Genomic DNA, 20,204 nt, shown 5'->3' on the forward strand with positions numbered 1-20,204 from the left:
TCTGCCTGCCCTACCCTTCCGACAGGCCGTAGCCGGCCATGCGCTGGCGGACCCGCTCGATCTCGGCGCTGGGAAGCAGCGGCGGCTGTCCGATCTGGAGGCAACCGTGATATTGCCGCGCCAGCGTTTCCACCTCGACGGCGAGCCACATCGCCTTGTCCAGCGTCTTGCCGATCGCGATCATGCCGTGATGGTCCAGCAGGCAGGCAAGCCGCCCCTCCAGCGCCTGCACCGCATGTTCGGACAGCTCCACGGTTCCGAACGTCGCATAGGGCGCGCAGCGGATGCTGTCGCCGCCGGCCGCCGCGATCATGTAGTGCACCGGCGGAATCTCCATGCCCATGATCGCCAGGATGGTGCAATAGGTCGGATGGGCGTGCACTACGGCGTTGACGTCACCCCGTGACTTCAGGATGTCGCGATGAAAGCGCCATTCGCTCGACGGCTTCTGATCGGGCGCATGTGTGCCGTCCATGGCCATGAAGACGATCTGGTCCGGCGTCATCGCCTCATAGGGCACGCTGGTCGGCGTGACCAGGAGACCGTCCACATGCCGGACAGAGATGTTGCCCGAGGTGCCCTGGTTGATGCCGAGCGCGTTCATGCGCCGGCAGGCGTCGATGATGGCCTGTCTCTTGGCGAACTCTTCCGCTGTCGTCGACATCCCGATTTCCTGACGATGGGCTTGTTAGACCGGGAGTACGTCAAAGCAATACGGCAGTGCAAGCGAAAGCGGCCCGGATCCGGTGCCACCTTGTCGCCCCTCCTGCCAGACCACGAAATCGACGGCAAAATCAACGAATTCACAGATTGTCGCAGCCCTATGACAGGCTCAAGCGGACGGCCGCAATCCCGTTGATCACGAACTGCACGGAATAGGCCGCGAGCAGCATGCCGAGGACGCGCGACAGCACCGCATTTCCGGTGCGTCCGAGGGTCGTCGCGATCAGGTGTGCCGAGACGAAGCACAGCATGCAGAGCAGGCAGACCGAGAGGACGACCGCGATGATCACCGCGAGTCTCGCCCCATAGCCGGCATCGCCCGAAAGCAGCAGCGTGGTCGCAATCGCGCCGGGGCCGGCCATCATGGGGATGGCCAGGGGAAACACCGCGACATCGGAGGCGTGCTCGGACGTCGCCTTGTCGGCCTCGCGGGCCTCGCGATGCGGACGATCGCCGAAGATCATCTGGTAGGACACGCCGAACAGCAGCAGCCCGCCGGCGATCTGGAAGGTGGGGATCCCGATCCCGAGCTGGCGCAGCAGCCAGTTTCCGACCAGCGCGATCACCACCAGGATCGAGGCCGCGATCAGCGGCGCGCGCAGCGCGATGGTTCGTTTGACCTTGTCGGGCATGCCCCCTGTCGCGGCCAGGAAGGCCGGCGCAAGGCCGACCGGGTCGACCACCAGCAGCAGCGTCACGAAGGCGGACAGGGCGAAGTCGAGCATGTGTCGGTGGGATCCTTGGACGCTGGAACGATGGCTGCCGGGCTGACTTAGCCCAGCAAAGCCGCTTTGGAAATCACTGGAGGCGACAATGAGCGACAGTGGAATCGGAATGCTTCTCGGCCAGCTCTCGGCCAACCTGCTCTGGCTCTGGTTCATCGGAGCCTTCGTGCTCGGCGGGGTCCTCGTCTATGGCGTGATGAAGGCCGGCCACCTCAGGCGCAGCGAGCGGGCGCAGCTCGATCGCAATACCGAGGCACGGCAGCGCCAGGAAGATCCCTACAAGCGCCCGACCTGAACGGTTGCCGCGCGCGCCGGTTGCAGTTTGGAACTTTCGTTCTCCAACCGGCTTTGAACGCCTGAGGATTGGGGAAGGAGATGCCTTCCCGTGTCACCTCAAGAGGAGGACATATGGCTAAACGAGCGAAGAAACGCGCACCCAAGAAGACCGCCGCGCGCCGACCGCGTCAGGCGCCGAAAATGCTCAGCGACCTGTTTCTGGAAACGCTGAAGGACATCTATTTCGCCGAGAACAAGATCATCAAGACGCTGCCGAAGATGGCCAAGGCCGCGCAATCGAAGGATCTGGCGGCCGCTTTCAACAAGCACCTGCGTGAGACCCAGGGCCAGGTCAAGCGTCTGGACCAGATCTTCAAGATGCTGGGCAAGCCGGCACGCGGCAAGCCCTGCGAGGCCATCAACGGCATTACCGACGAGGGCGCCGAGATCATGAAAGAGTTCAAGGGCGCACCTGCACTCGATGCGGGGCTGCTCGCGGCCGCCCAGTCGGTCGAGCACTACGAGATCTCCCGCTATGGCACGTTGCGCACCTGGGCCGAGGAGCTCGGCATGCAGGACGCAGCAAGGCTGCTTCAGGCGACGCTGGAGGAAGAAGAGGCGACCGACCATACGCTGACCGAGCTGGCGACGTCCGTGATCAACCTCGAGGCGGAAGAAGATTACCGCGCCGCGGCCTGACCCGCGCCCCTGCCGATGACGGAACGCCGCGGCCAAAGCCGCGGCGTTTGCATTTTGGGCCAAAGCCGCGGCGTTTGCTTTTGCGATCGCACGACGGCGCATGGCACGTCAGCGCCACTGCACTGGATTTCCCCGGAACCAGCCCCATATGCAGGCTTTCCCACCCCTGAGCCCGCATCATGCAACCCAAAAATCCCCTCGACTGGATGCTGTCCGAAGCCCTGGACCAGCTGACGCGCGCCGAGCGGCTGCGCCAGCAGTTCGGCCGCCAGGACGCCTGCTGGGAGCCGCCGATCGACGTGCTCGAAACCGAGCATGAGCTGCTGATCCTGGTCGCGCTTCCCGGCGTCAATCCGGACAATGTCGAGACGGTGATTCACGACGGCGTGCTCGTCGTCTCCGGCCAGCGCACGCTTCCGCCGGAGCTTCGCAACGCCCGCATCCACCGGCTCGAGCTGCCGCAGGGGCGTTTTGAGCGCCGCATTGCATTGCCCCTTGGCCGCTACGCCATCAGCCGCTTCGTGATGGACGGCTGCGTCGCGCTACGCCTCGCCAAATCCTGAGGTCGATCATGGCCACCGAACAGATGAACAACGAACAGACCAGTAACGACGTGAAGATCCCCGAAGACGCGCTGATCATGGTCGCCGTACGCGACATGGTGCTGTTTCCCGGCGCGATCGGGCCGATCGCGATCGCGCGACCGAAATCGATCGCGGCGGCGCAACAGGCGCTGCGCGAGCAGCGGCCTATCGGCATCGTCCTGCAGCGCAATCCCGAAGTCGACGATCCCACGCCGGACGACCTCTACCGGGTCGCGACCATCGCCAACATCGTGCGCTACATCACCGCGCCCGACGGCACCCATCACATCGTCTGCCAGGGCGTGCAGCGTGCGCGCATCCTCGACTTCCTGCCGGGGACGCCGTTCCCGGCCGCGCGGATCCAGCAGATTCCGGAGCCGACCACGACTTCGCCCGAGATCGAGGCGCGCGCGCTGAATCTGCAGCGCCAGGCGATCGAGGCGATCGAGCTGCTGCCGCAGGCGCCGCCCGAGCTGGCCGCGATGTTCCAGGGCACCACCGCGCCCGGCGCGCTGGCGGATCTGGCGACCTCGTTCATGGACATCAAGCCGCAGGACAAGCAGGAGGTACTGGAGACCATCGACCTCGCCTTGCGCGTCGAGAAGGTGTCCAAGCATCTGGCCGAGCGGCTGGAGGTGCTGCGCATCAGCAATGAGATCGGCCAGAAGACCCGCGCCAGCTTCGACGAGCGGCAGCGCGAGGCGATCCTGCGCGAGCAGATGGCGACCATCCAGCGCCAGCTCGGCGAAGGCGACGGCAAGGCGGCCGAGGTCGCCGAGCTGACGTCTGCCATCGCCAAGGCCAACATGCCGCCGGAGGCGGACGCGCACGCCAGGAAGGAGCTGCGCCGCTACGAACGCATGCCAGAGGCGGCCGGCGAAGCCGGCATGGTCCGCACCTATCTCGACTGGCTGATCGAGCTGCCCTGGGCGCTGCCCGCGGAGAAGCCGATCGACATCAAGGAAGCGCGAGCCATCCTCGACGCCGACCATTTCGGCCTGGAGAAGATCAAGGGCCGGATCATCGAATATCTGGCGGTGCGCAAGCTGGCCCCGCAGGGCAAGGCGCCGATCCTGTGCTTCGTCGGCCCGCCCGGCGTCGGCAAGACCTCGCTCGGCCAGTCCATCGCGCGTGCGATGGATCGCCCCTTCGTGCGCGTCAGCCTAGGCGGCGTGCATGACGAGGCCGAGATCCGCGGTCACCGGCGCACCTATATCGGCGCGCTGCCCGGCAACATCATCCAGGGCATCAAGAAGGCTGGCAGCCGCAACTGCGTCATGATGCTGGACGAGATCGACAAGATGGGCCGTGGCGTGCAGGGCGATCCGTCAGCTGCCATGCTGGAGGTGCTCGACCCCGAGCAGAACGGGACGTTCCGGGACAATTACCTGGGCGTGCCCTTCGACCTGTCGCGCGTGGTGTTCATCGCGACCGCCAACATGCTGGACCAGATCCCGGGTCCGCTGCTGGATCGCATGGAGCTGATCAGCCTCGCCGGCTACACCGAAGAGGAGAAGCTGGAGATCGCGAAGCGCTATCTGGTACGGCGTCAGCTCGAGGCCAACGGCTTGACCGCCGAGCAGGCCGAGATCGAGCCGGAGGCGCTGAAGCTGGTGGTCAAGGGCTACACCCGCGAGGCCGGCGTGCGTAACCTCGAGCGCGAGATCGGCAAGCTGTTCCGGCATGCCGCAGTGCAGGTCGCTGAGGGCACCGCCGTGAAGGTCGTGGTGGGAGCGAAGGACATCGCCACCGTGCTCGGCCAGCCGCGCTTCGAGGGCGAGATCGCGCAGCGCACCAGCATTCCGGGCGTGGCCACCGGCCTTGCCTGGACGCCTGTTGGCGGCGACATCCTGTTCATCGAGGCTTCGCGAGTGCCTGGCCGGGGCGGCATGATCCTGACCGGCCAGCTCGGTGAGGTCATGCGCGAGAGCGTGCAGGCTGCGCTGACGCTGGTGAAGAGCAAAGCCACGCAGCTCGGCATCGATCAGTCGGTGTTCGAGAAGAGCGACATCCACGTTCACGTTCCGGCGGGCGCAACCCCGAAGGACGGACCGAGCGCGGGCGTTGCGATGTTCACGGCGCTGACGTCCCTGCTCACCAACCGCACGGTGCGCAGCGACACCGCCATGACCGGCGAGATCTCGCTACGCGGCCTGGTGCTGCCGGTCGGCGGCATCAAGGAGAAGGTGGTGGCGGCCGCGGCGGCGGGCCTGAAGCGGGTGATGCTGCCGGCGCGCAACAAGCGGGACTATGACGACATCCCGAAGAGCGCCCGGGACAACCTCGAATTCATCTGGCTGGAGCGCGTCGACGAAGCCATCGCCGCGGCGCTCGAGCCGGTCGAGGTCAAGGTCGAAGCGGCGGAGTGACTGCGATGAAGAAACTGCTGGAGAAAGCGAAGAGATCGCGGACGACACAGCGGCTGCGCCAGTTGCTCGATCGCGCGATCGACCGGGTTCGCGATGGGCTGGCGCCGGCCGGGCGGCAGCTTCAACCCATTCCGGTCCGGGTGAAGCGCCGCAAGGGTTGAGCCCTCCGTCTCAGGCCCTCGCGGCTGCCCCAATCAAAAGGCCCCCTCCGACCCGAGGGGGCCTTTGCGTTGTTAGCCCACGGCGTCCTTGGCCGCCTTGACCGGGCGGGCGCGGACGATCTTGCGGGCCGGCTTGGCCTTGAACATCATCTCTTCACCCGTGAACGGGTTGGTGCCCTTGCGCGCCTTGGTCGCGGGCTTCTTGATGACCACGAACTTGGCGAAGCCCGGCACCAGGAACAGGCCGTTCTTCTTGAGCTCCTTGTGACCGACGTCGGTCAGCGTCTCCATGACGTTCTTGACGTCGCGCTTGGAAAGCTCGGTGGCGGTCGCAATCTTTTCGATCAACTGCGATTTGGACATTTGGGTTGGCATCGTGTCTCCTCTGATTCGTTGCCGGTTGCATATTAGACCAACCGGCGAAGGCCTATAGCCTTCTGCACAGTTTTGTCGCGGTTTTACGGGCTTTTTTGGCCCTCAGCGGCAAAAAACCCTGCTTTTTAGCTACTTCCGGAGCGGGAGAAGCCTCGGGCAGCGGATTTTACCTTGTTTCAAAGGCCCGCACGCAACCTTGCTAAAGCTGATTCGCCGCTTTCGACAAGCGACGAGGTGCCTCTTTGTGCGCGGAGAAGCGCGTTTCGCCCTAGAAAATAAGGCTAGATCGTCGCGTTGGGACGTCTCACCCGCTCCCTCACCCTATTCCCACAGAGGCGCGGCGAGCTTCGCTCGCGCTAGATGCGCTCGATGATGATGGCCGGCGCCATGCCGCCAGCGGCGCACATGGTGACGAGACCACGCTTGAGGTCGCGCCGTTCGAGCTCGTCGAGCACGGTGCCGATCAGGATCGAGCCGGTGGCGCCGATGGGATGGCCGAGCGCGATCGAGCCGCCATTGACGTTGACCCTGGCGCGATCGAGCTTGAGGTCACGGATATATTTTTCCGCAACCACCGCAAACGCCTCGTTGATCTCGAACAGGTCGATGTCGTCAACGGTCAACCCCGCCTTCGCCAGTACCTTGCGCGTGGCCGGCACCGGCGCGTTCAGCATCAGGGTCGGCGAGTCCCCCATATTGGCCATCGCGACGACACGGGCGCGGGCTTTAAGGCCATGCGCTTTGGCGTAAGCGGGCGAGGCCAACAGGATCGCGGCGGCGCCGTCGACGACACCGGACGAGTTGCCGGCGTGGTGCACGAAGTCGATATCGAGATCAGGATATTTCTGCAGGATAAGGCCGCGATAGGTCGTGCCCTTGTCATCGAGCGCGTAGTCGGCGATCGCCGGGAAGGCCGGCTTCAGGCTGCTGAGGCCCTCCATCGTGGTCTGCGGCCGCGGATATTCCTCGTGGTCGAGCGCGAGGCTGCCGTCTTCGCGATGGACGGGCACGAGGCTCTTGTTGAAGTGGCCGTTCGCCATGGCATGCGCGGCGCGCTTCTGGCTTTCGAGCCCGAGCGCGTCGACGTCCTGTCGCGTGATGCCGTCCATGGTCGCGATCGCGTCCGCACAGACGCCCTGATGCGACTGCGGATGCCGGGCGCGCAGGCGCAGATTGCCGCCGTCCATCATCATCGGGCCGCCGCCGCGGCGTCCTTCCATCGACATCATCTCGCAGCCGCCGGCGATGACGAGGTCTTCCGCGCCCGCCATGATCGAGGATGCGGCCATGTTGACGCTGGTGATGCCGCTTCCGCAGAAGCGATCGAGTGTCACGGCGCTGGCGCGCACGTCATAGCCGGCATCGAGCGCCGACATACGGCCGAGATCGCCGCTTTGCGTTGCGACCTGCGCGCTGCAGCCCCAGACGATGTCGTCGACATCCGCGGTGTTGATGCCGGTCCGATCCGCGAGCGCGCGCAGCACGGTGGCGCCGAGCTGCTGCGGATGAATTCCGGAAAGCGCGCCCTTGCCGGCCTTGCCGACGCCGCGCGGGGTCCGGCAGGCATCGATGATCAGCGCGTCGGCCATTGGCGTTGTCCTCTTGTTGTGGGTTGTTGCGGATGGTTTTGAATCAGGGGGAGAAGGGAGTCAATGCGCGGCTGCTGCACTCCCTCTCCCCGTTCTTACGAGGTCGGGACGAGCTACGCTCGCCCTGAGAGGGTTGGGGCGAGGGGCTGCCTCGGCAAAAACGGTAACAAACGGACTCGCGGAGACTCCCCCTCACCCGGATTTTCCGCTCCGCGTAAAATCCGGCCTCTCGCCGCGCGCGGGGAGAGGCGAAGACATCACGCCCCCGCCGCGTTCTTCGCGATCACGTTGCGATAGAAGCTGGCGCTGAGCTTCGGCGTGCGGACCTGGGTGTCGAAATTGACGTGGTACAGCCCGAAACGCTTGTTGAGGCCGTACACCCACTCGAAATTGTCCATCAGGCTCCAGAGGAAATAGCCGCGCACGGGCACGCCCTCGGCGGTGGCGCGCTGGAGCTGGGCGAGATAGTTGCGCAGATACATGATGCGGTCGGTGTCGTAGATCTTGCCGTCCGGCGTGACGACGTCGTCGCCGGAGGCGCCGTTCTCGCTGATGTAGATCGCATCCGTCTTCCAGATCTTTGCCGCCAGCTTCGGCACCCAATAGAGCGTCTCCGGTCCGACGCGCAGCCAGTCCGAGTTCATGTGCGGGAACGATTTCGGGATCGGCAGCGGCATGAAGCCCGCGCCCTGGTCGGAGGCCACCACATAGTGCTGCGGCGCGTAGATGTTGAGGCCGAGGAAATCGACCGGCGAGGAGATGATCTTCAGCTCCGCATCGGTGTATTTCGGCGTATTGGGGCCGGCGAATTGCAGGAAGGCGTCGGTGTAGCCGCCCGTCATGATGACGTTGAGATAGCCGGCATTCATCTCGCGCAGCGCGATCTCCGCGGCACGGACGTTCTCCGGCGTGTCGATCGCGGGCGCGCAGGCATCGATGTTCTCGGCCGGCCCCACTCTGGTGCCGCGGCGGCCATGGGCGCGCACCGCCTGCACCGCGAGCCCGTGCGCGAGCGCGCTGTTGTGCCTGATCTGGTTGACCTCGGCTTGCGGCAGCGTCATGCCCGGCGCGTCGATGCCGATGCCGTAACCGAAATAGACGAAGCGGCCGCTCTCGTTCAGCGTGAACACGTTCTTGACGCGGTCGGTCAGATGCTCGGCGACATAGGCTGCGTAGTCGCCGAAGATCTTGCAGGTTTCCGTCGAGCGCCAACCGCCGAAGCGATCCTGCAGTGATTGCGGCAGGTCCCAATGATAGAGCGTCAGCCACGGCTCGATGCCGTTCTTCAGGAGCTCGTCAATGAGCCGATTGTAGAAGTCGAGCCCCTTCGGGTTGGGCTTGCCGTCGCCGTCCGGAAACAGCCGCGGCCAGGCCACCGAGAAGCGGTAGGCCTTGCAGCCGAGCGCCTTGATGAGCGCGATATCCTCCTTGTAGCGGTGATAGTGCTCATTGGCGCGGTCACCGTTGGTGCCGTCCTCGATCTTGCCGGGGATCCGCACGAACTTGTCCCAGATCGAGGCCCCTCGCCCGTCCTCGTTGACCGCGCCCTCGACCTGATAGGACGAGGTCGCCGTGCCCCAGACGAAGCCCGCCGGGAAACCGCCGCCGCTGCGCGGCGGCGATGCCGGCCTGGCGTCGGCTGCCTCCAGAGGATTTGCCATTCCGGCCGCGGACAATCCCGCCAGCTTGGCAAACTGGCGACGCGAGACCTTGTCCGACATGGTAATGCTGCTCCAAGGGTGATGCTGATGCTGCGGCACAATGGCGCGTCGCAGGCGGTTTGAGAAGCCGTGGGGTCGGGATTTGCGGATGCAGAATTGTGGCACACCGACCCACGACAGAATTTACTTCAATTAACCTGCAAAACCCTCCGTTCTCCAGCAAGTTTTACGTCGCGCCATGTCGGTCAAGCGATGGAGACGGAAGATGAGCGAAGAGACAGACTTTGAGACGACGGGCATTGGACGCCGGGATGTTCTCCTTACGGCAGGGGCCATGCTGGCAGGAATGGCGGCAACCAACCCGGCGGCTGCAAATGCCCAAGGCGCTCCGCGCCCCGCTTCGGTTGCTCGCGATTCCGCGCCACTCGGCGCGCGGCTGCAAGGCGTTCAGCATTTCGGCGTGACCGTGCAAAACATGAATCGCGCCTTCGAGTTCTACACCGAAGTGCTCGGCGGCACCGAGATTTTCCGCGACGGAGATTTCCAGGGTGAACCGATCCACAACACGCTTTTGACCGATCAGGAAATCGAAGCGCGCGAACGCCATGTCAACCCGCGCACGATCGGGGTTCCCGATCTCAGGGGAGGCACACAACGTTTGGACGTACGCTTCGTCCAGTTCGACAACGTCGTGATCGAGCTTCTGCAGTATCGCGACGCTGGCCAGCCATCGGGCAGCGGCGACAGCTTCGCAGAAGCGCGCGACCACATGAGCCCGGCGTTTCCGCGCTCCATGCACATCTGCTTCTATGTGAGGGATGACGTCGACTTCAACAAGTTCATCCACGACCTGGAGGCAGAATCGGCGCGCCGCGGCATGACCCAGGTGCGGGCCAATCGTGTGATCACCGTGACATCAGAGCAGCAGCGCCGCGCCGCCCCGATGGAGTCGAACACCAATCGCATCACGCAGGGCCTCTCGGAAGGCTGGGAGCTGATTTATTGCAAGGGCCCAGAGGGAGAGCAGCTCGAGTTCGTCAAGGCTCTGGGTCCAGTGAAGAAGCGCTTCAGCGACGCGCTCGCCGCCCGCCAGCAGCGGGGCTAGAGCAATTATCGCAGAGAAGGACGATCTCCATGATGTCACGGAAACGAATGATTCTGGCCCTCGTCGCCACAGCTTCACTGGCCGGCGCAGCATCAGCCACCGCTCGGGAACGCGACGGCGTTCGCTATCGTACCATTCCCGATGGCGCCTATTCGGTCGTCGCCGAAGTCCGCGCCAAACCGGGCAAGGAACGCGCGCTTCGAGAGGCAACGCTGCCGCTTGTCGCGCTTGTCCGAAGCGATCCCAAGAACCTGGTCTACTTCTTCCAGGAGGACCGCGAGACACCAGGACGCTTCATCTTCTATGAGATCTTCGCAAGCCGCGACGACTTCGAGGCCCACAATGCCATGCCCTACGTCCAGCAGTGGTTCGGCCGGCTCCCCGAGCTCGCCGAGGGGGGCGTCGTGGTCAGGCGGCTGGAGATACTCGGCCACAACGGAGGTTGAAGTCGCGCCTCGCCGTCGCAGCGAGCCCGCAGCGAGCGCTTGAACCTGATTGCTGAATTTACCTTCAGGACAAGCGGGCAATCTGCCGCGGGGCGATCGACCCCGCTGTGGGCTCGTCAAGAATCTCGCGTGCCCGGTCAAGTCCGGGCACACACTCTCGATCGCCGAGACGCCCCAACAGCTCCTTGAGCACGGCGTGCGCGACTTCCGCCCGTCCGGCCATCAACTCCAGTTCGGCGAGACCGACACTGGCATCGCATTCATGGAAATAGATACCTTGAGCGCGCGTCAACTCGATCGCGCCCCTGAACAGGCTCCTTGCGGTGCTCAGATCGCCCGGCCGATTCCGCGCCATCAGGATCCTTGCGAGGACGGGGTGATGCCGTCCAATGAGTCGGCCGTCCCGATCACCGAGACATTGTGTCATTGCCTGCTTTGCCGCAGCCTCCGCCCCATCCAGATCGCCCAGCCTGCGTCGCGTATCCGCGAGCTCAACCCATAGGGTCGGATGAAGCGTCCCTGTCTTCAGGATGAATCTGTCCTGCAGATTGTGGGTCAGGCTGCGTTCTGCCGCTTCCAGGTCACGGGCTTCCTCGCGGATCAGAAGAGCCTGAAAGACATCGACCAGAACGCGCCATGGACGATAGAGGCTGGACACAGCTTCGAGCTTCCGCAGATAGAGTCTGACACGTTGAAAATCGCCAGATGCAAGATGAGCCCAGATAGCTCCCTGCGCGAGCACGAAGTACAGGGTCGTCACGTGGCCCTGGCTTTCCGCTTGGCTGACGGTAGATGCCAGCAGAGACCGCGCCTGATCGGGATAACCCAAATAGAACTTCGTAAGCCCGAGCCCGACCTTGCAGGAGATGATCGAGTCGATGCCGCCGAAATAGAGCGAAACTCTCCGGGGAATCGCCGATCGGTCATTCAAGAACGCCTCGAATTTCTGGTGCGCCAGCGTCATATCGGAGGCCTCAAAGGCCTGGAAGGCGGACCAGCGCAGGAGAAGCCTCGACATCACGGCATCGTTCGATCTCCTGCATACCGCCGCGAACGCATCGATGTAGGGCGAGGCGGGACGCCTGGTCAGGAGCATGTTCTGGATGATGCCGTAGAGCGCCCGCATCTCCAGGAGATCGTCGCGCGCGATTTGTGCTGCGCGCCAGGCGTGCTCGTAGAGGCTCGCACCCTCAAGACCCGGTACATAGACCTGCGCCGCCGCGAGCGCGACCAGCACGCGAGATCTCACGGCGGGTCCGACATCGGGACTGCTGTCGGCAAAGCGCAACGCCAGCTCCAGATGAGGAACGCCTTGCGCGAGTGAGGTGAACTCGAGCCATAGACGTTCGGCTGCAAGAACCAGCGCTATTCCGAGGCCGGGCTTGACGGAAAACGCCCAATCGAGAGCGACGCGAACCTCGTCGATGTAACCACGCAGCTGTGCACTGTCCGCGACGGAATCGCAGGCATCCCAATCCCTCCGCTCCAGCATGTCGAGGAAATAGCGCGCATGGCGCTCGTGCACCCGTTCCCGATCGTCTGCCGCGTCCGATGCCCGAGTGGCGTAGGCCCGGGTGGTCTCCAGCAAGCGATATTCCAGCGGCGCGGCCCGATGATCGAGGCTCAGAAACGACTTGCTCGCTAATGCGGCAACCGCTTCGCGGACACCTCCCATGTCCAGATCGTCATCGCCTGCAACCGCAATTGCAGCACCGAGGGTGAAAGGCCCGGCAAAAATGGAGAGGCGCCCGAGCACCACCCGCTCCCTTTTGGGAAGAAGATTGTAGCTCCAGTCGATCGTTGCGGCGAGCGAGCGATGACGCGGAATTGCGGTCCGACGATCCACCCAGAGCAGGGAGAATCGTTCGTCGAGCCCGCGACGAACCTCTTCGATGCCGAGGACGTCGACCATCGACGCCGCGAGTTCGATCGCCAGGGGCATCCCGTCGAGGCGCCGGCAAACATCCGCGATCGCGGCCGCGACGGTATCATCGATCGCGAAGTTCGGCGCTCTCCGGCAGACGGTTCGCGTGAACAATTCTGCCGATGAATAATCCTGAACGTTTCCGGCTGTCACCGGAACGGACGACGGCGGGGTTTCGAGCGGATCGAGACGCCAGACAAGTTCGCCTTCGATCCGCAGGGTTTCGCGGGTCGTCACCAGAATATGGACGTCGCGGGTGCCGCTGAGCACGCTTTCAACGAGGAGCGCGACGCTCTCGGTGACATGCTCGCAGGAATCCAGGACAAGCAACAGACGCCGGCCATGAAGGGCAAGCAGGACCTGATCGAGACTTGCAGCCATCTGAACCGGCAGATCAAGCGCGCCGGTGACGGCCGCATAGATCTGACTTCCGTCAGTGATACGGTCGAGCTCGACAAGGCAGACTCCGTCGCAATAGGATTTCTCAAGCTCGCTCGCCACGGCAAGCGCGACGGTCGTCTTGCCGATGCCGCCGGGCCCAAGGATGGTGACGAGCCGGTCGTTCTGCAGAAGCTCGCTGATGTCGCCGATCACCGCGGCGCGGCCGATCGGCGCATGCATCGCGCCGGGCGCGCGCGATCGGCGCTTCGATGGGTGATAGACGCCGACGTCTCCGACGAAGCGGTAGCCGAAGGACGCCTCTGCGCGGATCAGGTCTCCGTATTCAAGCAGAGCCTTTCTCAGGCCGGAGATCTGAACCTTCAGGTTGTCCTCGGTCACGGTTCGCCCGGGCCATGCGCGATCGTAGAGCACGGCCCTTGAAACGAGCTCACCCGGAGCTTCCAGCAAGGCGCCCAGAATCGCGGCCGCACGCGAGCCGAGCCTGACGTGAGTCTCACCGTGCAACAGCAAGCGTCTGGCCAAGCTGAAACGAAACGGTCCAAACGTGATTTCCGGACCCGCCATCGCCTGCCCAGCCCTCAGCGCCCTGATGGTCGATCGGTCGACAGCTCAGCGAAGGCACCGAGCGAGCGCTGACCTTCCGGCGGCAGCAACCCGACAACGTGTCGTGGGCGCAGAGAACGATTGATCCGGACCCTGGGAACCAGGATCGGAGGACATTCGGATCGAAGCAGGATCATCGGTTCTGGCCAGTGCTCAGCCGGTACGAATAAACGGAGCTATCAGTCACCGGAGCGAAATTCTTCTCGATTGGCACGAATTAGGTCGCGCGATTTGTCGCAGACGCGAGACCTTGTCCGACATTGATGCTGCTCCCGAGATGATTGCTGCGGCCGCACAATGGCGGGCGGCAAGCGGTTTGAGAAGCGAGGTTTCAGGGTAGCAGCCGGCGCGTTCCGCGTCATGCAGCGTCCAGCGCCTTTAACTCGTCAGCCGCAGCGATGATCGCACCCCGAATCTTGACGAAATATTCCGCATCGATCCGCGACGCGAGCCAATCCAGCTCGCCCGTATGGCCGTGCTCATTCACCTTGCGGATCACGCCTTCGCTGATCAGCACGTTGAGGCAGCGCCGGACGTTCGAGCGCGGGAGCCCGAGATATTTGGAAACGTCGGAGGCCGTACGCGGCGGAGCGCCGAGCTCGTCGCTCACGCGAATCATCATCGCAACCAGCAGTTCTTCAAACACCGCGCCGAGGTGCTTGCGAGGATAGCCGCTGCGCATCGCCACGAAGCACGTCACCAACAACCTGCCGACAATAGCCGATTGCTTCTCGCGCTTCGTCACTGCTGCATCTGAATTGTTTGGGATTTCTCCGGCCATTTTCGCCACCATTGTCTTCGCTCGCGATTGTGTTTAGCTGGCGCATGCTTCGGCCGCAAATGAAGCTGTGTTAAGCTGGAGCACATCGCTCATGCGTCGGCATCTCAGACAGACTTTCGCGAACGAGACGGTCTTTGCGATTATTGTGACCTGTTTCGGGCTTCTGCCGGTCGCCATATTGCTGGTTGCTCTCTTCGTTAGGTAAACCTCCAACCCTACTCTTCGGTAAGGCGCGGATCGGCAGACGCAATAGCGTCACTTTTCAGCGTCGAATGAAGACCTTTGGGCTTCGGAGGGGCGGCTTTAGGGCCGACCTGCTCCGATTGCGCCGACCACGACCTGCATGAGCCACGCGATGCCGGCATCTCGCATCGCCGCTTTCGTTGCGATCGCGCGGATCGCATCCGGTTTACGCGCAAAAGGCAGCTCGACGAACACCAAGCCGAAACGGCCGGCGTGGTGCTCCACCAATCTTCGCGGCAATGCTGCGATCAGATCAGATCCTGAAAGCTGGACGAGCGCCATCATGAAATTCGGGACAGTCAAGGCGATGCGGCGCTCGAGGCCGCGCTTTGCCAACATCTGATCGACGAAACCGCGCGCTTCACCACTGAGAGACACCAGCAGATGCTGTGATTGCGAGAATGCAGCACGGGTTGGCGCTTTTGCGAGGGGATGCCCCTTGCGCATGGCCAGGACAAAATCCTCGTCGTAGAGCCTGCGCGCCTCGAATCGCGGCGATACCGTCGGGAGCGGCAGCATTGCGACATCGAGCTCGCGTCTTTCGAGCATATCGAGGCTTTGGTGCCAGGGCTCCCCGATCGCGCCGCCGCGTGGCGCAGGCATCAGGTGGATCAGGGCGAGGTCGATATGGGGGGCCGCAGTCGCGATCGATCGCAGGAGCTGCACGGATGTCGAGACCAGTACGGCATCGGGGGCGCCAATCGTGAACCGGCGGCGGCTCTTCGCGGGGTCGAACGGTGCAGCCGAGCCGATCAGCTGTTCGATCCGCGCGATGATCTCGGTCACGGGCTCCTCGAGCTCCAAGGCCCGCGCCGTTGGAACGACGCCCTTTGGTGTCCGCAGAAACAGCGGGTCGTTCAGCAGGAGACGGAGCCGGCCAAGCGCATGGCTGACAGCCGACGGCGTCAGGTTCAGCCGGCCTGCAGCACGCGCGACATGACGTTCTTCCAGAACAACGCGGAAGAGCACGAGGAGATTCAGATCGATTCTGGATAGATCAATTTGGTTCAGCATGATGCTGAAATCATATCGCTGGATTCATCAAGTTCAAGGTCTCATGGATGGGTGGTTCGTCGTTCGACCAGGAGACGTGAAATGACCCAGAGACCGCCCGGCGTGAACAATTGGCCGGACCGGCAGGGGAAGATGTCGCGGCGCTCGATGATGGCCGCCACGGCTGCAATTCCGCTGTCCGTTCAGCTTTCAGCCGATGAGGCCGTCGCAAAAGACGCGATAGCGAGCCTCATCGAACGTGCCCGCGCGAAAAATGCCGCCTTCATGCGCGGCGACATGGATCGCTGGCTCCAACTCGTCCGCATCGCGCCGGATTTCACGTTGATGCAGCCCTTCGGCGGGCCTGCCAGTCGCGGATTCGACGCAAGCCCCAGACGCCTGGCCGACCTGTCGCGATACTTCAGGGAAGGCGAAACCGAGCTCGATGTCTCGCAAACCTATGCATCGGACGCGCTCGTCGTTCTCGTCATGATCGAACACCAGCGGGCCGAAGTGGGCGGATTGCCGGCTCAAGACTGGTCGCTGCGCGTGACCGAGGTCTACCGCAAGGATGGCACGGATTGGCAACTTGTGCACCGTCATGCCGATCCGCTGGTCCGAAGCATCACCTTGCAACAAGCCGCGATACTTGCCCGGGGCTGGCCGGAGGAAAAATGATATCCCTCACCTCGCTGGAGCGGCCTGCCAGCTGGCTCGTGACGTCACTCGTCGCGATAGAGAATTTTCAGCGCGAGCGCTTCGGCAGCTTTGGCAGCTTGTCGGGATTGAATGCCGGGAACTGCTCGGTTCGTTCATCTGCCGGCGGCTGCTGTTCGGTCAGAATGAGCGTGCCCTGGAGGATCATTCCGGGCACCTGTTGGGCCGTCGCGGTGTAAGTCGCGATCTTGCCGGGGCAGTTTCCCTCGATGTCCAGGGTGAGCTCGTCTTCCACGCCGAAGACCGTCGCACGCCCGTCGGTATGACGCTTCGTTGATACGGTGGCGGTGAAGCGATCTCCGTCGACCCGGCACGAGCCGTGATAAGTCATCAGGCTGTCACGGCCCCAGATCTGCCCGTCTGCGACATGGACGATCCCGGTGCCCTGGTCGATCGGCGTCTTGTACCACGCCGCATATGTGCCGTCCTTCAGCATGGGAGCAGTCTCCCTTGGCCATTCCCGCACGATAATCCGCATGATTAGCGCTAAGGAACCGTTAATCGCGCGGCCCGTGCCAATCCGGCCTTTCCTTGCGCAGCTCGGCTTCAAGCTCCTCGACGATGCCGTGAAGCAGGCACGCGGCAAGCGGATCCGTCACCTCCCGCTCCAAGCGCCGATAACGCGCGATCTGGCACTCCTGCTCCATCAATTGGTGCTCTGTCATCACATGGGCCCTCCGACGAACTGACGCGGAGACAGCCAGGCAGTTGCATTAAAATTTTCAGATCATTTGACATGGTTTCCGGTTGGTAAAGACGACGCAGCCGCCGGGCCAAACCGTCCAAGGGCGGCCTCTCTAGGAGACCAGACGAAGCCAGACGTCTCTGCTTGCCAGCGTGCCATTCGGCGTGGCGATCTCCATGTCCACGACGTGTAGAGAGCCGGGCTCGTCTCCATAGATGTACCTGAGGTGCCACATGGGACCCAGGTCCGGCGAAATGACAAAATCGTCCAATCCGTCGGTGATATCTCGAACGGCCTCGCGATGCGTCAAAGGCGCAGAAAACATCGCATCGATCAGGTCGGCGAGGCTCATGCCCTCGACGAGCATAAGTCGCGCGACCTCGTCACCGTAGACGTGCCGAAGCGCTGAAACGATAGCAGCGACGGCATCCGGATTCTTCAACGCCACAGCAAAGCGAGCCTCCGAGCCCATCATGCCGGAGGCGGGATATTCTGCAAGCTCAGCGAGCGGAACAAGAGGCGCTGGCTCCGGCCGCGGCACTCGGAGCCGATGCTTCGCCGCTGGCCTTGGATACGGCACCCGCGCCTAGAAGGTCACCCGCATCCCCGCGTAGAACGCACGGGGCCTCGCCGGGCTCAGCGAGCGCGGGTCGGTAAACTCGGCGCCGCCGTTGGTGAAGTTGGGCAAGGCCTCGCGGTCGAAGAACTGTCCGTAGGTCGCGTAGCGCTTGTCGAAGATGTTGTCGATCTTGCCATAGAGCTGGATGTTCTTCGTCACCTGGTAGGAGGTGTGGAGATTGAACACGGTATAGGACGGCAGCTTCGCGTACTGGTTCGACTCGTCGCCGACCAGGTATTGGCTGGAGACGAACAGCGCGTTGCCGCCGACCTTCCAGACGTCGGTCACGGCATAGTCGATGCCGACCTTGATGCGGTGGCGCGGGATCGCGGGAAGCTGGTTGCCGGGTGAGACCCGGATGGTCTCGGTGGCCGGATCGGCAAACGGGCTTTCCGAGCCCAGCTCGAGCGGATCGAGGAAGCGCGCGTCGACGAACGCATAGCTCGCCTGGAACTGGAGCGTGGGAGACTTGATGTTGACTTCGGCCTCGAGACCCTGCCGCCTGGTACGGCCGACATTGGAGAAATAGCCGAAGCCGGTCCGTCCTACCGCGGGTATCGCGACGATGTCGTCGTTATTGGTGGCGCGGAATCCGCCGATCTTCCAGCCGAGCATGCCGATGTTCAGCTCCTTGGAGCCGCGCAGGCCGGCTTCGACGGTCCTGGACACGACCTGCTTGAGCGGCGGATCGGAGACCAGAAACGCCGCAATGAGGCAGGGCCGAGCTGGATCGGAGCAACCGAGCTCGAGTGGCGTCGGCACGCGGTTGGCCTCGGAATAGCCGGCATAGGCGGTCAGCCCCGGCGTGATCCTGTACGTGCCCCCGATCACCGGATTAAAGCGGGTAAAGGTGTGATCGCCGTTGAGATCGGTTCCGAGCTGATCCTCCAGCTTGATGCGCGCGACATTGAAACGGCCGCCGCCGGTGATGGCGAAGGCGTCCGTGACGTTGAACGTGTCCATCGCATACAGGCCGTTATATTGGTTGACGGTCCGCAGCGAGACGGGACCGGCAACCGGTTCCGGCTGGCCGGTCGGCCCCAGGAAGAGGCCGCTGCCGCTGACGACGTAGTTTTCTCCGATCGAGCCGATCTCGGCGGTGGCGTTGTAGCGCGTCACGCTGGCATCGTAAGTCGCGCCCATCACGAAGCGATTGTCATGCCCGAACAGTTGATCGGTGTTGGTGGCCTGCCCTGACACGCCGAAACTGGTCGAGCGGATCGTGCTCCGGTCGATCTCGCCGAGGATGGTCCCCAACGGATACGGATTGACGAGCTGCGCGCCGTTGGTGCCATTCGCCGGCGTCGTATCATCGCCGAAGCACAACAGCCCCAAGGCGGCGCATTCCTGCACGTCGGTCGGATTGCCGTCGACGAGCTTCTGCTCGTACCTGCGCACATGCGCGGTGCCTTCGAGCGTCCAGGTCGGCGTCGGATCGACCTTTCCGGTCAGGTTGAGATAGCCGACGCGGTTGGAGGTGGTCTGCGGCGTGGTGTAGGTCGCGCCCCAATATTTGTCGAGCAGCTCGGCTGGAACGGTGGCGCTGGCGCCGAAATCGTTCTTGGCCACGCCCATATTGGCGTGGAATTCGCTGTCGCCGGCCTTGTAGCCGACATCGCCGTAGAAGCGCCGCACGGTTGATTGCGAGAAATTGCGGAAGCCGTTATCGCGCAGGCCTTCGAGCGCGGCATAGACGCCGTAATTCTTGTCGACCTGCTTGCCCCATTGCGCCGAGCCCTGGACGCGGCCGAACGACCCGCCCATCACGTCGATCTCGGCGCCCTGATAGGTGAAGCCGTCCTTCATTTGCAGGTTGATGGCGCCTCCCAGCGCGTTGAGGCCGAAGGCGGGATTGTTGGTCACCAGCGTCACCGACCTGATGGCGGCGGTCGGGATCAGGTCCCAATTGACCGCGTCCGAGAAGGCTTCGTTGATGCGGACGCCGTTCTGGTACACCGCAAGGCCTTGCGGCGTGCCCGTCACGGGCGAAGCCACGAAGCCGCGGAATTCGACATCCGGCTGGAACGGATTGCCGGTGACCTCGGTGATGTTGACGCCGGCGATGTTGTCGCGCAGCGCGTCGGTGACGTTCAGCGAGCCGGTGCGCTTGATCTGGCTGGCATCGACGGCGTTGATCGCCGACGGGACCTTGTCGACATCGAGACCTCGGCCGGTGCCCGGCGCGGTCGGATAGACGTAGATGCGGGTCCGGGGACTGGCGGACGAGGCCGCCCCGATATGCGCGACCGGCCGCGTCGGCGCGGTGCGCCTCGCCACCGACGGCGGCGGCGCCGCCACTTCGACGGGCGGCAGATTCTGAACGTTGGTCTCCTCGTCCTGCGCGGCCCCCGCGGGGCTCGCCAAGACCACCCCGGACACCAGACCGGTCGACACCGAGGCCATCAACAAACGACGCCTGAACGAAAGAACCTTGCCCATCCCCGCCTTCCCATCCGTGACCACCGGCTGTTTTGATTTTCGCCGATTGGTCGGAACGAGTGTATTCGGCGGCCGATCGCGCGCC

General features: G+C 63.7%; 20 protein-coding genes. 8 read left to right on the plus strand and 12 right to left on the minus strand.

The genetic code is table 11. The features are described from left to right. Positions 1 to 10 precede the first annotated feature (10 nt). A complete protein-coding gene (locus BM190_RS33160; protein WP_092261792.1) occupies positions 11 to 664 on the minus strand; it encodes a class II aldolase/adducin family protein in 654 nt (217 codons plus the stop codon). Between the two features lie 157 nt (positions 665 to 821). Further along, entirely contained in the window at positions 822 to 1,448 is a 627-nt protein-coding gene (locus BM190_RS33165) for a MarC family protein (protein WP_092261793.1), read from the minus strand. A gap of 88 nt (positions 1,449 to 1,536) precedes the next feature. On the opposite strand from BM190_RS33165, the gene BM190_RS33170 reads away from it, so the two are divergent. The 5 genes from BM190_RS33170 to BM190_RS40795 all read left to right on the plus strand — a co-directional run bounded on the left by BM190_RS33170 (position 1,537) and on the right by BM190_RS40795 (position 5,537). Beyond that, positions 1,537 to 1,743, plus strand: a complete 207-nt coding sequence (locus BM190_RS33170) for a hypothetical protein (protein WP_018320686.1) — start codon at positions 1,537 to 1,539, stop codon at positions 1,741 to 1,743. 113 nt (positions 1,744 to 1,856) lie between these two features. Beyond that, positions 1,857 to 2,423, plus strand: coding sequence for a YciE/YciF ferroxidase family protein (locus tag BM190_RS33175; protein ID WP_092261794.1), 567 nt, complete (start codon positions 1,857 to 1,859; stop codon positions 2,421 to 2,423). Positions 2,424 to 2,602: 179 nt separating this feature from the next. Next, the gene (locus BM190_RS33180) at positions 2,603 to 2,986 is read left to right on the plus strand and encodes an Hsp20/alpha crystallin family protein (protein ID WP_092261795.1); all 384 of its coding nucleotides are present in this window, start codon (positions 2,603 to 2,605) and stop codon (positions 2,984 to 2,986) included. A gap of 8 nt (positions 2,987 to 2,994) precedes the next feature. After that, positions 2,995 to 5,376, plus strand: coding sequence for an endopeptidase La (lon, locus tag BM190_RS33185; RefSeq protein ID WP_092261796.1), 2,382 nt, complete (start codon positions 2,995 to 2,997; stop codon positions 5,374 to 5,376). Between the two features lie 5 nt (positions 5,377 to 5,381). Next, complete coding sequence (locus BM190_RS40795) at positions 5,382 to 5,537, plus strand: hypothetical protein (protein WP_177237443.1); 156 nt, start codon at positions 5,382 to 5,384, stop codon at positions 5,535 to 5,537. 72 nt (positions 5,538 to 5,609) lie between these two features. On the opposite strand, the gene BM190_RS33190 is transcribed toward BM190_RS40795, so the two are convergent. The 3 genes from BM190_RS33190 to BM190_RS33200 form a co-directional block, all read right to left on the minus strand. After that, positions 5,610 to 5,912, minus strand: coding sequence for an HU family DNA-binding protein (locus tag BM190_RS33190; protein WP_018320691.1), 303 nt, complete (start codon positions 5,910 to 5,912; stop codon positions 5,610 to 5,612). A 356-nt stretch (positions 5,913 to 6,268) separates the two neighbouring features. Next, positions 6,269 to 7,501, minus strand: coding sequence for an acetyl-CoA C-acetyltransferase (locus BM190_RS33195; protein WP_092261797.1), 1,233 nt, complete (start codon positions 7,499 to 7,501; stop codon positions 6,269 to 6,271). Positions 7,502 to 7,758: 257 nt separating this feature from the next. Continuing rightward, on the minus strand, positions 7,759 to 9,222 hold the full coding sequence (locus BM190_RS33200) for a GH1 family beta-glucosidase (RefSeq protein WP_092261798.1): 1,464 nt from the start codon (positions 9,220 to 9,222) through the stop codon (positions 7,759 to 7,761). Positions 9,223 to 9,427: 205 nt separating this feature from the next. Here BM190_RS33200 and BM190_RS33205 point away from each other — a divergent pair, with 205 nt between their 5' ends. Further along, positions 9,428 to 10,267, plus strand: a complete 840-nt coding sequence (locus BM190_RS33205) for a VOC family protein (protein WP_177237444.1) — start codon at positions 9,428 to 9,430, stop codon at positions 10,265 to 10,267. 47 nt (positions 10,268 to 10,314) lie between these two features. Next, positions 10,315 to 10,713, plus strand: coding sequence for a putative quinol monooxygenase (locus tag BM190_RS33210; RefSeq protein ID WP_092261800.1), 399 nt, complete (start codon positions 10,315 to 10,317; stop codon positions 10,711 to 10,713). A 64-nt stretch (positions 10,714 to 10,777) separates the two neighbouring features. Here the strand turns inward: BM190_RS33210 and BM190_RS33215 are convergent, their stop codons facing one another. The 3 genes from BM190_RS33215 to BM190_RS33225 form a co-directional block, all read right to left on the minus strand. Beyond that, positions 10,778 to 13,603 (minus strand): ATP-binding protein, encoded by a 2,826-nt coding sequence (locus tag BM190_RS33215; protein ID WP_092261801.1) that lies wholly within the window; start codon positions 13,601 to 13,603, stop codon positions 10,778 to 10,780. A gap of 397 nt (positions 13,604 to 14,000) precedes the next feature. Beyond that, positions 14,001 to 14,435 (minus strand): helix-turn-helix domain-containing protein, encoded by a 435-nt coding sequence (locus tag BM190_RS33220; protein WP_018320697.1) that lies wholly within the window; start codon positions 14,433 to 14,435, stop codon positions 14,001 to 14,003. 291 nt (positions 14,436 to 14,726) lie between these two features. After that, complete coding sequence (locus tag BM190_RS33225) at positions 14,727 to 15,680, minus strand: LysR family transcriptional regulator (RefSeq protein ID WP_018320699.1); 954 nt, start codon at positions 15,678 to 15,680, stop codon at positions 14,727 to 14,729. 81 nt (positions 15,681 to 15,761) lie between these two features. Between BM190_RS33225 and BM190_RS33230 the strand changes: the two genes are divergently transcribed. Further along, a complete protein-coding gene (locus BM190_RS33230; RefSeq protein WP_092261802.1) occupies positions 15,762 to 16,337 on the plus strand; it encodes a YybH family protein in 576 nt (191 codons plus the stop codon). Positions 16,338 to 16,404: 67 nt separating this feature from the next. Here BM190_RS33230 and BM190_RS33235 read toward each other — a convergent pair whose 3' ends face one another. The 4 genes from BM190_RS33235 to BM190_RS33245 all read right to left on the minus strand — a co-directional run bounded on the left by BM190_RS33235 (position 16,405) and on the right by BM190_RS33245 (position 20,119). Further along, the gene (locus BM190_RS33235) at positions 16,405 to 16,812 is read right to left on the minus strand and encodes a hypothetical protein (RefSeq protein WP_018320701.1); all 408 of its coding nucleotides are present in this window, start codon (positions 16,810 to 16,812) and stop codon (positions 16,405 to 16,407) included. Positions 16,813 to 16,873: 61 nt separating this feature from the next. Next, positions 16,874 to 17,026 (minus strand): hypothetical protein, encoded by a 153-nt coding sequence (locus BM190_RS40800; RefSeq protein WP_177237433.1) that lies wholly within the window; start codon positions 17,024 to 17,026, stop codon positions 16,874 to 16,876. 147 nt (positions 17,027 to 17,173) lie between these two features. Next, on the minus strand, positions 17,174 to 17,536 hold the full coding sequence (locus tag BM190_RS33240; protein ID WP_092261803.1) for a hypothetical protein: 363 nt from the start codon (positions 17,534 to 17,536) through the stop codon (positions 17,174 to 17,176). A gap of 111 nt (positions 17,537 to 17,647) precedes the next feature. Next, positions 17,648 to 20,119 carry a TonB-dependent receptor gene (locus tag BM190_RS33245; protein WP_177237445.1) on the minus strand — a complete coding sequence of 824 codons (2,472 nt, stop codon included), beginning with the start codon at positions 20,117 to 20,119 and terminating at the stop codon, positions 17,648 to 17,650. Positions 20,120 to 20,204 lie beyond the last annotated feature (85 nt).

Source organism: Bradyrhizobium sp. Rc3b (assembly GCF_900114915.1).
Lineage (GTDB): Bacteria > Pseudomonadota > Alphaproteobacteria > Rhizobiales > Xanthobacteraceae > Bradyrhizobium.